At 62.4% G+C, this 12783-nt stretch carries 11 protein-coding genes; 6 read left to right on the top strand and 5 right to left on the bottom strand.

The genetic code is table 11. The features are described from left to right. Nucleotides 1–36 precede the first annotated feature (36 nt). Together AC1RGE_RS04895 and AC1RGE_RS04890 are read left to right on the top strand one after the other, a co-directional pair. Entirely contained in the window at nucleotides 37–417 is a 381-nt protein-coding gene (locus AC1RGE_RS04895; RefSeq protein WP_015635583.1) for a RidA family protein, read from the top strand. Nucleotides 418–540: 123 nt separating this feature from the next. Next, nucleotides 541–2541 (top strand): peptidase U32 family protein, encoded by a 2001-nt coding sequence (locus AC1RGE_RS04890; protein WP_011061249.1) that lies wholly within the window; start codon nucleotides 541–543, stop codon nucleotides 2539–2541. 115 nt (nucleotides 2542–2656) lie between these two features. Here AC1RGE_RS04890 and AC1RGE_RS04885 read toward each other — a convergent pair whose 3' ends face one another. Both AC1RGE_RS04885 and AC1RGE_RS04880 read right to left on the bottom strand, forming a co-directional pair. After that, the gene (locus AC1RGE_RS04885; RefSeq protein ID WP_011061248.1) at nucleotides 2657–3193 is read right to left on the bottom strand and encodes a hypothetical protein; all 537 of its coding nucleotides are present in this window, start codon (nucleotides 3191–3193) and stop codon (nucleotides 2657–2659) included. 37 nt (nucleotides 3194–3230) lie between these two features. Further along, entirely contained in the window at nucleotides 3231–3449 is a 219-nt protein-coding gene (locus tag AC1RGE_RS04880) for a PLDc N-terminal domain-containing protein (protein ID WP_015635581.1), read from the bottom strand. A gap of 246 nt (nucleotides 3450–3695) precedes the next feature. Between AC1RGE_RS04880 and AC1RGE_RS04875 the strand changes: the two genes are divergently transcribed. Further along, nucleotides 3696–4391: a peptidoglycan DD-metalloendopeptidase family protein gene (locus AC1RGE_RS04875; protein WP_026020258.1), complete on the top strand. Its 696-nt coding sequence runs from the start codon at nucleotides 3696–3698 to the stop codon at nucleotides 4389–4391. Between the two features lie 220 nt (nucleotides 4392–4611). Here AC1RGE_RS04875 and AC1RGE_RS04870 read toward each other — a convergent pair whose 3' ends face one another. Together AC1RGE_RS04870 and AC1RGE_RS04865 are read right to left on the bottom strand one after the other, a co-directional pair. Then, entirely contained in the window at nucleotides 4612–5367 is a 756-nt protein-coding gene (locus AC1RGE_RS04870; protein ID WP_011061246.1) for a response regulator transcription factor, read from the bottom strand. Between the two features lie 222 nt (nucleotides 5368–5589). Continuing rightward, nucleotides 5590–6015: a response regulator transcription factor gene (locus tag AC1RGE_RS04865; protein WP_011061245.1), complete on the bottom strand. Its 426-nt coding sequence runs from the start codon at nucleotides 6013–6015 to the stop codon at nucleotides 5590–5592. A gap of 435 nt (nucleotides 6016–6450) precedes the next feature. On the opposite strand from AC1RGE_RS04865, the gene AC1RGE_RS04860 reads away from it, so the two are divergent. Further along, nucleotides 6451–7077, top strand: coding sequence for a response regulator transcription factor (locus AC1RGE_RS04860; protein ID WP_011061244.1), 627 nt, complete (start codon nucleotides 6451–6453; stop codon nucleotides 7075–7077). 10 nt (nucleotides 7078–7087) lie between these two features. Continuing rightward, nucleotides 7088–10294, top strand: a complete 3207-nt coding sequence (locus AC1RGE_RS04855) for an ATP-binding protein (protein ID WP_492583503.1) — start codon at nucleotides 7088–7090, stop codon at nucleotides 10292–10294. Nucleotides 10295–10324: 30 nt separating this feature from the next. Here AC1RGE_RS04855 and AC1RGE_RS04850 read toward each other — a convergent pair whose 3' ends face one another. Beyond that, on the bottom strand, nucleotides 10325–11239 hold the full coding sequence (locus AC1RGE_RS04850; protein ID WP_011061242.1) for a helix-turn-helix domain-containing protein: 915 nt from the start codon (nucleotides 11237–11239) through the stop codon (nucleotides 10325–10327). A gap of 163 nt (nucleotides 11240–11402) precedes the next feature. On the opposite strand from AC1RGE_RS04850, the gene AC1RGE_RS04845 reads away from it, so the two are divergent. Next, nucleotides 11403–12761, top strand: coding sequence for a glutamine synthetase family protein (locus tag AC1RGE_RS04845; RefSeq protein WP_011061241.1), 1359 nt, complete (start codon nucleotides 11403–11405; stop codon nucleotides 12759–12761). Nucleotides 12762–12783: the final 22 nt, after the last annotated feature.

Here is a 12783-nt window from a genome sequence, read left to right as displayed (position 1 = left end):
CTTGCGAACCTTTTTCCCCTCGAACAAGAGACCCCCATGGCCAACCAAGACCTGAGCTTCACCCCCGACCCGGACGCCGATTCCATCTCCTCCGACGTGGTCGGTTTCAACGGCATCCTGGTCTCCACCCAGATCCCCACCCGCGCCGACGGCAGCCTGGAACTGGGGGACATCACCCTGCAGAGCGAGTGCACGCTGCAGGCGCTGAAAGTGGCCCTGGAGCGCGCCGGCAGTTCCATGGACCGGGTCATGCACCTGACCATCTACCTCACCGACATGGCCGATCGTGCGGCATTCAATGCGGTCTACCAGCGTTTCTTCGCCAAGCCCTGGCCGGTACGTGCCGCGGTGGGCGTGGCCGCCCTGGCGGTGGAAGGCATGCGCGTGGAAGTCACGGCAATGGCCGCAAAGGCCTGAGGCAGCGCTTCAATCGGCGGCCTCGCGCAAGGCGTGGCCGCCACCTGGCAGCACACGGGTGCCGGGCAAGCGTTTCGCCGCTACAATGCGCGCCTTGACCCTGATAAGCCTGACTAAAAAAACATGTCCTTGCCCAAACATCACCTGGAACTGCTCAGCCCTGCCCGCGATGTGAGCATCGCCCGCGAAGCCATCCTGCATGGCGCCGATGCGGTGTACATCGGCGGCCCGAGCTTCGGCGCCCGCCACAACGCCAGCAACGAGGTGGGCGAGATCGCCCAGTTGGTGGAGTTCGCCCGCCGCTATCACGCCCGGGTGTTCACCACCCTCAACACCATCCTCCACGACAACGAGCTGGAACCGGCGCGCAAGCTGATCCACCAGCTGTATGACGCGGGGGTCGATGCGCTGATCGTCCAGGACCTGGGGGTGATGGAGCTGGATATTCCGCCCATCGAGCTGCACGCCAGCACCCAGACCGACATCCGCACCCTGGAGCGGGCGAAGTTCCTCGACCAGGCCGGTTTCTCCCAGCTGGTCCTGGCCCGCGAGCTGAACCTCAAGGAAATCAGTGCCATCGCCGCCGAAACCGATGCCGCCATCGAGTTCTTCATTCACGGCGCTTTGTGCGTGGCCTTCTCCGGCCAATGCAACATTTCCCACGCCCAGACCGGCCGCAGCGCCAACCGTGGCGACTGCTCCCAGGCCTGCCGCCTGCCCTACACCCTGAAAGACGAGCACGGCGGCGTGATCGCCTATGAAAAACACCTGCTGTCGATGAAGGACAACAACCAGAGCGCCAACATCCGCGCCCTGGTCGAAGCCGGCGTGCGCTCGTTCAAGATCGAGGGGCGCTACAAGGACATGGCCTATGTGAAGAACATCACGGCCTACTACCGCCAGCGCCTGGACGCGGTTCTGGAAGATCGCCCCGACCTGGCCCGCGCCTCCAGCGGCCGTACCGCGCATTTCTTCGTGCCCGACCCGGACAAGACGTTCCACCGCGGCAGCACCGACTACTTTGTCAGCGAGCGCAAGATCGACATCGGCGCCTTCGACTCGCCGACTTTCACCGGGCTGCCCGTAGGCACCGTGGAAAAGGTCGGCAAGCGCGACCTGCAGGTGGTGACCTTCGAGCCGTTGTCCAATGGCGATGGCCTGAACCTGCTGGTTAAGCGTGAGGTGGTGGGTTTCCGCGCCAACATCGCCGAGGCCCGTGGCGAGTTCGAAGAAGATGGCGAGAAACGCTACCGCTATCGGGTCGAACCCAACGAGATGCCCGAAGCCCTGAGCCGTCTGCGGCCCAACCACCCCCTGAGCCGCAACCTCGACCACAACTGGCAGCAAGCCTTGACCCGCACTTCCGCCGAGCGGCGCATCGGCCTGTCCTGGCTGGCACGCCTGAGCGAAGCACGGTTGGAACTGACCGCCACCAGCGAGGAAGGCATCAGCGCCAGCGTCGCCCTGGATGGCCCGTTCGGTGTGGCCAACAAGCCGGAACAGGCCCTGGGGCAACTGCAGGATCTGCTGGGCCAGCTGGGCACCACCCATTACCACGCCACCAGCATCAAGCTGGACGCGCCCCAGGCTTACTTCATCCCCAACTCCCAGCTCAAGGCCCTGCGCCGGGAAGTCATCGAAGCCCTGGACGCCGCACGCATCGCTGCCCACCCACGGGGCTCGCGCAAGGCCGAAAGCAGCCCGCCGCCGGTCTACCCGGAATCGCACCTGTCATTCCTGGCCAACGTCTACAACCAGAAGGCCCGGGATTTCTACCACCGTCACGGGGTGCAACTGATCGACGCGGCCTTCGAGGCCCATGAAGAGCACGGCGACGTGCCGGTGATGATCACCAAGCACTGCCTGCGCTTCTCCTTCAACCTGTGCCCCAAGCAGGCCAAGGGCGTGACCGGCGTGCGCACCAAGGTGGCACCGATGCAACTGGTACACGGCGATGAAGTGCTGACCCTGAAATTTGACTGCAAGCCGTGCGAAATGCATGTGGTGGGCAAGATCAAGGGTCATATCCTCGACCTGCCGCTACCGGGCAGCGCCGCCGAGGCCGTGGTCGGCCATATCAGCCCCGAAGACCTGCTCAAGACCATTCCCCGCGCTCCGCACTGAGTGACCGGCGAGCGTGGCACCCAGGTGCCGCGTTCGCGTGCGCGGCACACCGGCCAGCTGGCGCCCATAGGCCGGTAGCGTTGCGTCCCGCAGCGCAGGCAGCGAGCCTGCGCCCTCAGGAGCCCGGATTGGTCACCTGGATATACACCGCCCAAATCCCCAGCAGCAGCCAGAACGCCGCGAACAACCAGGGCGAACGCATGGAAAACAGCAACGACTTGCGATAGCCCTTGTGGCTCGACTCGCTTTCGCAGAACAGCGGCGATTCGTCATAGGCCAGGCCCATCACCGGTTCGCTGTGCAGCAGGTGACTCTGCTTGAAATGCCAGTGATCGATGATCTCGTAGGCGGCCCTAATGCCAGGCCAGGCATTGAGAGAGCTGAGGATCCCCAGCAACGCCAGGAAAGGCGGCACGGACAGGGTAAACAGCTTGCCCCATTCCGGATTGAGGTTGGCCATGCACGAAGCGAAGGCGATTACCAGGAATGCCTGGGCCGTCAGGTAGGCATCGGTGCGGTTGGCCAGGATGCTGGTTTCGTATTGGATCTCCCGACGATAGAAGTCCAGCCGTTCCTTGGGCGAGCCGAACATCTTGGCGTTGTGCTCGGTGAGCTCGGCTTCGTCCACATGGGATGTAAGAATTCTTGGCATGTCGTGTTCAACCCTTCAGCGGGTTTGCCCCCCGTTTTCAGCTTCTGCCGCGCTCGGCCGGCGCGTCCCGGTTCAGGGCCTTGGGGCCGACCATCAGCCAGAGCAACAGCCCCAGCAGCGGCACGAAGATGATCACCACGATCCACAGCCCCTTGTTTTCTGCCCGCGCACCGCTGCGCAGCAGGCTTCTGATGGCCCAGATCTCGGCCAGCAGCACGATCACGGCCAGTACGATCAACAGGTATTGCACTTGCATAAGATTCCTCCCGGTCTGTACTGCCTTAGTGCGGTGCAGGCGACGAGGGTTCACAAAGATTGCCGTGGGCGTTCATGGCGCAGGAAAGATCAGCGTCCTGTGACATCCGGATTGAATTTAACCGCTGTGGCAGCGGTCTATAACGCGCCTCTTCATCGGCAAACAGGTATAGTTGCCGGCTTTATCGGCCTGGCTAATGCCGAAGTTTCGGGCCCCTTGGCCCCGTCAAGACATAGTGGATGTCGCGTGTTCGCAAGATTGCTTTTCATCGCATTGCTCCTGACCCTGTCAGCCTGCAGCTCCAGCCCTTCCAACTCCGGCCCCCTCAAGGCCGGCGAGTACCGGGTCAAGCGCGGCGACACGCTGTATTCCATTGCCAGCCGCAACGGCACCAACTGGAAGGAGGTGGCGCGGCTCAACGGCCTCAAGGCGCCTTATACCGTGGAGGTCGGCCAGGTGCTGCGGGTAGGCGGCGCGGCCAGGACCACCCGGGTGGTCAGCAGCAAGTCGCGAACCACCGCCAGCAAGGGCCGAACAGCGCCCCCGGCCCCTGCCCCCATGCCCAAGGTCACCCTCAAGGGCTGGAGCTGGCCGTTGCGCGGAGTGCTGATCGGGCGCTTCTCCCCCACCGGCAAGCTCAACCAGGGCATCCGCATCGCCACCACCCAGGGCCAGCCGATCCACGCCACCCTGGGCGGCAAGGTGGCGTTCGCCGGCTACATGCGCGGTTACGGCAACCTGATGATTCTCCAGCACGGCCCCTCCTACACCAGCACCTACGCCTACAACAGCCGGCTGCTGGTCAAGGAAGGGCAGATGGTGATCAAGGGCCAGAAGATCGCCGAAGCCGGTTCCCAGGACACCGACCGCGCCCAGCTTTACTTCGAGATCCGCGCCAACGGCGTGCCGGTGGATCCGCTGCGCTTGCTGCCGCCGGGCTGAGCGAGTGACTGGCCTCGCAGCGCTCCTGCCCTCGATGTCCTCGAAAACCGCGCCCGCGCTGAATGCTGGGGTTTAGCAGGATGGTGAGCGCAACCTTCTTGATGCTTGCCATAGCGACTCTGTAGTGGCCGATGAGTTCGGCGCAAGCAATTGACGCGGGGCGCGTCAATAGCTCAAGGCCTGGAAACGAGCATCAGTGCTCACGCCTGTCACTGCCGCTCTAGATGGTGCTGCGGGTCGGCGGCAGCGTCGGCTCGCTGGCCTCATCATGAAAGGCGTCCTCTGCCGGCTCGCGGGAAGCAATATGCAGGTCCAGCTTGCGCTGCACCTTGAACAGCTCGGCGTCGGTGCGGATCCCCAGCTTTCTGAACGCGGCCTGCTTCTGACCGCTGATGGTCTTGATGCTGCGGGAAAACTTGCTGGCGATCTGCGAGATCCGCAGGCCATCCAGAAAGCAGCGCAAGACTTCGTTCTCCTTGGGGGACAGGGTCTCAAGGCTGGTCAATGGCGGGCTGCCCGGCTCGGCGGCGGGGCCGATTGGCGGGTGCTGCACGGCGAAAGCCAGCAACGGCGACAGATAGAGCCGCTTGCTGGCTACCGTGCGGATGGCTGGAATCAGGTCGTCCAGGGATTGTGATTTGCCGAGAAAGCCATTGGCTCCGATATCGATGATCTGCTTGACGAAAAACGGCGTCTCGGTGGCCGAGGACACCAGGATCAGCAAATGCGGGTATTTGTTGCGCAACAGGCGGATCAGGCGCAGGCCATCCAGGTCGCATTCCTGCAGCTGGTAATCGAGCACCAACAGGTCCAGTTCGGTATCACGCAGGGCCGAGATCAGCTCGCCGCTGCTGGCATACAAACCCACCAGCTGGAAATCCGCCACGCTCTGCAGCTGTAGCTGCATCGCCATGCGAATCAATGCGTGATCGTCCAGCACTGCGATGCGCAAGGGCTTGTTCACGGCAAGTGACATAGCGCCTCCAGAACGTTCGATGGTGGTCTTCAGAACTGGATTTTCCATCCTCTCAAGCCTCTCGTCCAAGTGGTCCTGGCCCACCGACTGTCACGGCCTTGCGACAGTCTTTCAGGTCACCAGTGCCGGGTACTCTAGAGCGCCGGCCGCCTAGCCATAACAAGAAACGTCTTGAAGTTTTCCAAAGAAAATCTTGAATCGAGGGCGACGCGACCTGTTCGGCTAGGCGTCGTAGAGTGGCTTTTCCATGCTTGCCCGGCCATCGCTGAGCATGGCATAGCGCTCGCCGCGGGCCAGGCTTCGCAGCGCATCAGCGTAGTCCGGCAAAGACTGCGTCTTGGACATCACCCCATGTGCGCCCACGGCCTGCAGCTGCGAGGCAATTACAGGATCGGGACGGTTCAGCAGCACGAGTATTTTCAGATCGGGGTAGCGGGTACTCAAGTTTCGTACCAGATGAACCGGGTCGCTATCCATCAGGTGGCCGATCATCAGCACGTCCAACTGCTCTTGTTCCAGGGCCTCCAACATGTCGGCGAAATTGAAGAACTCGCTCAGGCACAGAACCGACTGCCTGGACAGATGCTTGTACAGACCGTGGCGGACAATATTATGTTGCTCCAGTACCCCTACCCTTAACTTCAACATCGCTTGGTTCGACCTCAGGAAAATAGTGGGCCGTCACACTGCTGGCACAGTGCACTAGAATGCTGCCCGCCACTCAGGCTCGCCCTGTGCCTGCCTGAATGACAGGGCAAGATAGGCTCTGCGTTGGGGATGGGCTTTAGGAATAGTCTTGAATTGCATTCATCTAGTCGAGATCGCCGCCAAGAGCCCGTCAACCCGAAGCAATGGATTCAAAAACAGGAATTTTCTTGGCAGTACTCAGGTTGCTTCCTGCTAGCCTGCCAGTGACATTCTGATGACCCTGGGGGGCTTATTCGGCATCATTTTCTTATTTGAGCTTTCCGCAAATCCACCCTGGGTCAGAGAAAAATCTCAACCAGCCTCAGATTTCATCAAGGCGCTGACCGTTGTTGGCTCACTTAATTACCTAGATATTTTGATTCTGGATAACCTGGCATGAGTAAAAGTGTACTGATCGTCGATGATCACCCGGTAGTCTGTGAGGCGATTCGCAAAACCCTGGAGTCCCAGGGCTACACCATTGTTGGCGAAACTGCCGACGGTATCAGCGCCCTGAACATGATCCTGTCGCTGAGGCCGGACATCGTGATCCTGGACGTCAGCCTGGAAAAAATGGACGGCCTCACGGTGCTCAAGCGCATCGCCCAGGCGAACCTGGATGTGCGGGTGCTGGTGTTCACCGCCCAATCCGTCGACACCTACGCCATGCGCTGCCTGCAGGCCGGAGCCAGTGGTTTCGTGAGCAAGAACGAACCCCTGACCAAACTGCTCAAGGCAGTGGACACCATCGTCGAGGGCTATGTGTTCTTCCCAAAGAAGTCGATGCCGTTCAGCGATGGCGGCCGCGGCAAACACAGCAGCGACGTCCTGGCGGCGTTGACCAATCGCGAACTGGAAGTCCTCAAGCTGCTCGCTGAAGGTCTGACCAATCTTGAGATCGCCGAGAAACTGCACCTGAGCAACAAGACCGTCAGCGGCCACAAGATCAATATCTTGAGCAAGCTTGGGGTCACTTCGGTGGTGGATCTGGTGAACATCGCCAGGCAGAACGAACTGGTCTGAGTAACCTGATGTGAGGTTACCGCCGCGCCCGCTGTTTTTCGTACTGATATTGTGGTTGGCCCTGCCGGTATTCGCGCAGGACAGGGTGAAGATCCGTGCCCGCCAGCCGCTGGACTTCCTCGATATTCGCCCCAGCATCGATGAACAGACCTGGCTGCGTAACAAAGAGGCCCTGTTGGTCGGCATCGTCAGTGGCGACCTGCCCCCCTACCGGGAAATCAATCAGCGCCATGAACTCGAAGGCATAGGGGCCGACTACCTGGGGGCCTTGCAGCGCGAGCTGGCGATCCCCGTGGAAGTCCGCACCTACCCCAATACGGATGCCGCCTATCACGCCTTGCGCAGTGGTGAGGTCGACCTGGTAGACAGCGCTACCCAGGTGGAAGCCGAGGATTACCAGGTCCGGCTGAGCCCGAGCTACGCGGTCACCGAACTGGCCCTGTATGCCGAGAGCGGTGACCTGCGGGACTACCGCGCGAACATCTCCAGGACACGGATCGCCGCCACCCGCGGCATGGCCCTGGAGCTCTATCTGCGCACCGGTGGACGGGGCCTGATCCAGCTGTACGATTCCCCCCGCGCCGCCATGGGCTCGGTACTCGATGGCGACGCAGACATCTACCTGGGGGACTCGCTGTCTACCGGCTATCTATCCAGCCAATTGTTCAGCGACCAGTTGGTGATCAGCCACAGTGCACGGTTGCCGGAAATCCAGGTCGGGTTTGCCGTGGCCCGTGACAATACCCACCTGCAACAGTTGCTCGAGCGAGCCCTGGGCGGCATCAAGCGCTGCCAGGTGATATCGGCGCTGCAGATGTGGGGCGGTACGGGTAACTGCGACTCCAACAGCTTTCGCGAACGCCTGGACGCCGATCAGCGGCTCTGGCTGGAGCATGCACCGCCGGTGCGGCTGGTGATCAGCGACGACCTGGCGCCCTATGCGTTTTTCAACAGCCGCGGGCTGTTCAACGGCATCGCTTCGGACCTTCTGGACCTCATCCGGCGCAAGAGCGGGCTGCGCTTCGAGGTCTCCCGGGTCGGCTCGCTCAAGCAGGTCGACACCCGCCTGCGCGAAGGCCGTGCGGACCTCAGCATACTGGCCCGCGCCAACCCCAGGCGTGCGTCCTACCTGTACACCCGGCCGATCGTCACCACGCCCTATGTGATTGTGCGCAAGACCGACGCCCCGCCCCTGGCACCGCTGAACCGCGACTCCATCGGCTCCGTGGCGCTCGCCTCCGGCTACCTGCAGAGCGAGGACCTGCGCGAGCGCTATCCACGGCTATGGGTCCAGCAGACATCCACCGTTGCCGAGGCCCTCAACCGGGTGCGCCAAGGCAAGGCGGACTTCACCCTGGCACCGGCCAACCTGGCCAACTACTACCTGTCCTTCAGGCTCCAGAACAGCCTGAAGATTCACGGCATGATGCAAGGCCTGGAAGCCCGGATCGCCTTCGCCGCACCGCAAAGCCAGCAGCAACTGATCGCCATCATCGACCAGGCCATGGCCGAGATCAGCCCTCAGGAATACCTGCAGATCCTGGGTCGCTGGCGCGCCAGCGGCAGCACCGACGACAGCTACTGGAAAGGTGTGACGGCCTTCACCTGGAAAATCCTGGGCAGCCTGGGCCTGATGCTGGTGCTGGCGGCCTGGTGGATTCTGAGCCAGCGACGACGGATCATTCGCAAGCGCCTGGACCTGCTGCAGCGCCAGTTGATCCTCGACCAGTTGCGCGATGCCAAAGAAGCCGCCGAGCATGCCAGCCGCAGCAAGACCGTGTTCCTGACCACCATGAGCCATGAGATCCGTACCCCCCTGAGCGCCATCGTCGGCATGCTGGAGCTGGTGCTGACCCGTGACAACGACCGCGAACTCAATACCCGCTCCGTGCATATCGCCTACGAGTCGGCGCAGAACCTGCTGGCGCTGATCGGCCATATCCTGGATATCTCGCGGATCGAATCCGGGCGCCTGACCCTGCGCCCGGAAGCCGCCAGCCTCAAGGACCTGATCGAATCGGTGGCCAATGTCTTCGATGGCCTGGCCCGCCAGAAGCACCTGGACATCCACCTGCAGTTCGATGCCTGGGCCACCGCGCAAGTGTGGATCGATGGCCTGAAGTTCAAGCAGATCATCTCCAACCTGCTGAGTAACGCGATCAAGTTCACCGAACAGGGCGAGATCCATATCCGTTGCCTGGGCCAGGTGAAAGATGAACACTTTCTCGACTTCCATGTCGAAGTGATCGACACCGGCCCGGGCATTCCGGCTTCGCAGATCCAGAAGATCTTCACCCCGTTCTTCGAGGTCGACAGCGTGGTCAGCAACCCCAACGCCGGGTCGGGGCTGGGCCTGTCCATCAGTCATTCGCTGACCCAGTTGATGAACGGCAGCCTGCAGGTCCAGAGCGAACTTGGCGTAGGTACCCGCATGACCTTCAAGGCCTGTTTTCAGCGCGTTGCCGACGAGCGCAGCAGCGCCACCGACAGCGCGGAACAAGCGGTGTTCAACAGCACCGACCAGCCCCTGTGCGTGTTGATCGTCGAAGACCACCTGCCCAGCCAGTACCTGCTCAACCAGCAGATCAACTACCTGGGACACGAGGCCCTGATCGCCTACAACGGCCTGGAAGGCCTGGCCATGTGGCAGGAGCATGACGTGGATATCATCATCACCGACTGCAACATGCCGCAGATGAGCGGCCATGAGATGAGCCAGGCGATCCGGCGCATGGAGGGCCAGATGGGGGTGCGCCCCTGCACCATCATCGGCCTGACCGCCAGCGCCCAGCTTGAGGAACTGGAACGCTGCCTGGCTTCGGGCATGGACAGTGCCCTGACCAAGCCGATCAGCCTTGCCGGGCTGAACCGCCTGATCCCCAAGCTGAGCCTGACGCCCCCCCAGGCGCAGAGCGCGGTGCCGTCGTTGAACGGCGACATCCACGCCGCTCTGGCCGAGCACGTGATCAACAGCAACAACGAGGAACTGCAGGCCTTGAGCAAGGCCCTGGCCAGTGGCAATCGCCAGGCCCTGAAAGCCATCGCCCACAAGCTCAAGGGCACGGCCTACCTGCTCAATACCCAAGGTTTGCTGGAGCTGTGCGTCAGCCTGGAAGAGCTGGTGGCCGAGGCGGCCCAGGAGCAGCAATTGTCCAGCGCCGTGGCCCGGCTGGATCAGGCCCTGCGCGACCTCAACCAGTCATTGCAAGTGTACTGAGGGCTTGCCCGCAAGGCCCGGGCGCACGCCCTAGCGACGCGCCACGGCACTGCGTTTCAAGGTCTGGCTCGGCAGCTCCTTGAACAGCGCCCGGTAACTGCTGGAAAACCGCCCCAGGTGCCAGAACGACCAGTGCATCGCCACCTCGGCCACCGTGGTCTCAGTCGGCCCTCGGCTGAGCAGTTCGCGGTGCGCGCTGTTGAGCCGACGCAGGCGCAGCCATTGGCTGGGGGCCATCCCGGTAAAGGCCTTGAACGCACTCTGCAACTGGCGCAGGGACACTCCGGCTACCTGGGACAGCTCCAGCAGGTTGAGGGTTTCCTCGGGCACGTCGGCGGCCCACTGCGCTACCCGTTGCATGATCCCCCGCTCCTCGCTGCGCCGTTGCAGGCCGCCGCGGTCCAGGCGCACGCAGGCGTTGTCGAGGATGTACAGGCAGTCCTCCAGGAGTTGCTGGGTCAGGGCTTCGCGGCTGGGTGGGTCGAGGGTCTGGGACAGGCGGGTCAGGGTCGAACTCAGCCAGCGGCAGAACAAGGCGTTCTGCTGGCTGTTGAGGGGCGCCATGAACAGCCCGTCGAGGCGCTCCACACCCAGGCCGTGGCCGCGGACGAACTCGGGGCCGAACACCACCGCCACTTCCTGGTAGTTCTCCGGGGTGATCCAGATATTGCGGCTCTCGCCATTGAGCACGTACAGCGCGTTGTCGCTGCGGTCGAAACAGAACGCCAGGGCGCCTTGGGGGGCACTGAAATTCTGCTCGACCCGGGTGTTCATGCATTCCTCGTAGATCTCCACGCCCTGCAGGTCCAGGTAGCGCACCAGGCCGTTGAAATGGCCAGGGGACATCTGCTGGTAATGCTGGACCCAACCCGGGGTGGCACGGATCTGATCGGCGACATCGAAGGTGTTGAACGCTTGGACCTGAAGCGGATTGGACGCTGTCATCGGGGGACCTTACGCACTCGTTTGGTGCGTTTTGGTTCTGCTTAAAGTGGATAGATGGAACAACAAGGCTCGCCCAAGATAGTCGCCAATGCGCCGCAGGGGAAGCCTTGCCGGGATACTCCCGCTCACCTCGGAGCAGATAAAACCAATAATCGAGGTCTTTATGAACGCCCCTTTCGATCAGCTTTCCTCCTGGCTGAAAGATCACAAGATTACCGAAGTAGAGTGCGTGGTCAGCGACCTGACCGGCATTGCCCGCGGCAAGATCGCACCCACCAACAAGTTCCTGCATGAGCGAGGCATGCGCCTGCCGGAAAGTGTCCTGCTGCAAACGGTAACCGGGGATTTTGTCGACGACGACCTGTACTACGAACTGCTGGACCCGGCCGATATCGACATGGTCTGCCGCCCCGACTCGTCATCGATCTACCTGGTGCCCTGGGCCATCGAACCCACCGCCATCGTCATCCACGACACCTTCGACAAATTCGGCAACCCCATTGAACTGTCGCCGCGCAACGTGTTGAAGAAAGTGCTGCAGCTGTACACCGACAAGGGCTGGAAGCCGATCGTCGCCCCGGAAATGGAGTTCTACCTGACCCAGCGCTGCGAAGACCCGGACCTGCCGCTCAAGGCTCCCCTGGGCCGCTCCGGCCGAGCGGAAAGCGGTCGCCAGTCGTTCTCCATCGATGCCGCCAACGAATTCGACCCGCTGTTCGAAGATGTCTACGACTGGTGCGAAGCCCAGGGCCTGGACCTGGACACGCTGATCCACGAAGACGGCCCGGCGCAGATGGAAATCAACTTCCGCCACGGCGACGCCCTGGACCTGGCAGACCAGATCACCGTGTTCAAGCGCACCCTGCGCGAGGCGGCGCTCAAGCACAACGTCACCGCCACCTTCATGGCCAAGCCGGTGGCCGACGAGCCCGGCAGCGCCATGCACCTGCACCAGAGCGTGGTGGACATCGACACCGGCAAGCCGATCTTCGTCGATGCCAACGGTGAGAAAAGCAAGCTGTTCCTGCACCACATCGGCGGCCTGCAGAAGTACATCCCCAAATTGCTGCCGATGTTCGCCCCCAACGTCAACTCGTTCCGCCGCTTCCTGCCGGACACCTCGGCCCCGGTGAACGTCGAATGGGGTGAGGAAAACCGCACCGTGGGCCTGCGGGTTCCGACCGCAAGCCCCGACGCCATGCGCGTGGAAAACCGCCTGCCCGGCGCCGACGCCAACCCCTACCTGGCCATTGCCGCCAGCCTGCTGTGCGGCTACCTGGGCATGGTCGAGGGCATCGAGCCCAGCGCCGCGGTGGAAGGCCGGGCCTACGAGCGGCGCAACCTGCGCCTGCCGATCACCATCGAGGACGCCCTGGCACACATGGAGGACTGCCCGACCATCGAGCAGTACCTGGGGCGCAAGTTCGTGCGCGGCTATGTGGCGGTCAAACGTGCCGAACACGAGAACTTCAAGCGCGTGATCAGCTCCTGGGAACGCGAGTTCCTGCTGCTCAGCGTCTGACAACCCGCATTCTGCAATCAAC

It is taken from the genome of Pseudomonas sp. GW823-FHT02C05 (assembly GCF_058797595.1).
The sequence above is the reverse complement of the archived record's forward strand: the minus strand, read 5'-3'. Positions and strand labels throughout refer to the sequence as shown.

Excerpts from the sequence above, each read along its gene's own strand:
- AC1RGE_RS04895 (WP_015635583.1), top strand. The coding sequence starts at position 37 with ATGGCCAACCAAGACCTGAGCTTCACCCCCGACCCGGACGCCGATTCC.
- AC1RGE_RS04890 (WP_011061249.1), top strand. The coding sequence starts at position 541 with ATGTCCTTGCCCAAACATCACCTGGAACTGCTCAGCCCTGCCCGCGAT.
- AC1RGE_RS04885 (WP_011061248.1), bottom strand. The coding sequence starts at position 3,193 with ATGCCAAGAATTCTTACATCCCATGTGGACGAAGCCGAGCTCACCGAG.
- AC1RGE_RS04880 (WP_015635581.1), bottom strand. The coding sequence starts at position 3,449 with ATGCAAGTGCAATACCTGTTGATCGTACTGGCCGTGATCGTGCTGCTG.
- AC1RGE_RS04870 (WP_011061246.1), bottom strand. The coding sequence starts at position 5,367 with ATGTCACTTGCCGTGAACAAGCCCTTGCGCATCGCAGTGCTGGACGAT.
- AC1RGE_RS04865 (WP_011061245.1), bottom strand. The coding sequence starts at position 6,015 with ATGTTGAAGTTAAGGGTAGGGGTACTGGAGCAACATAATATTGTCCGC.
- AC1RGE_RS04860 (WP_011061244.1), top strand. The coding sequence starts at position 6,451 with ATGAGTAAAAGTGTACTGATCGTCGATGATCACCCGGTAGTCTGTGAG.
- AC1RGE_RS04850 (WP_011061242.1), bottom strand. The coding sequence starts at position 11,239 with ATGACAGCGTCCAATCCGCTTCAGGTCCAAGCGTTCAACACCTTCGAT.
- AC1RGE_RS04845 (WP_011061241.1), top strand. The coding sequence starts at position 11,403 with ATGAACGCCCCTTTCGATCAGCTTTCCTCCTGGCTGAAAGATCACAAG.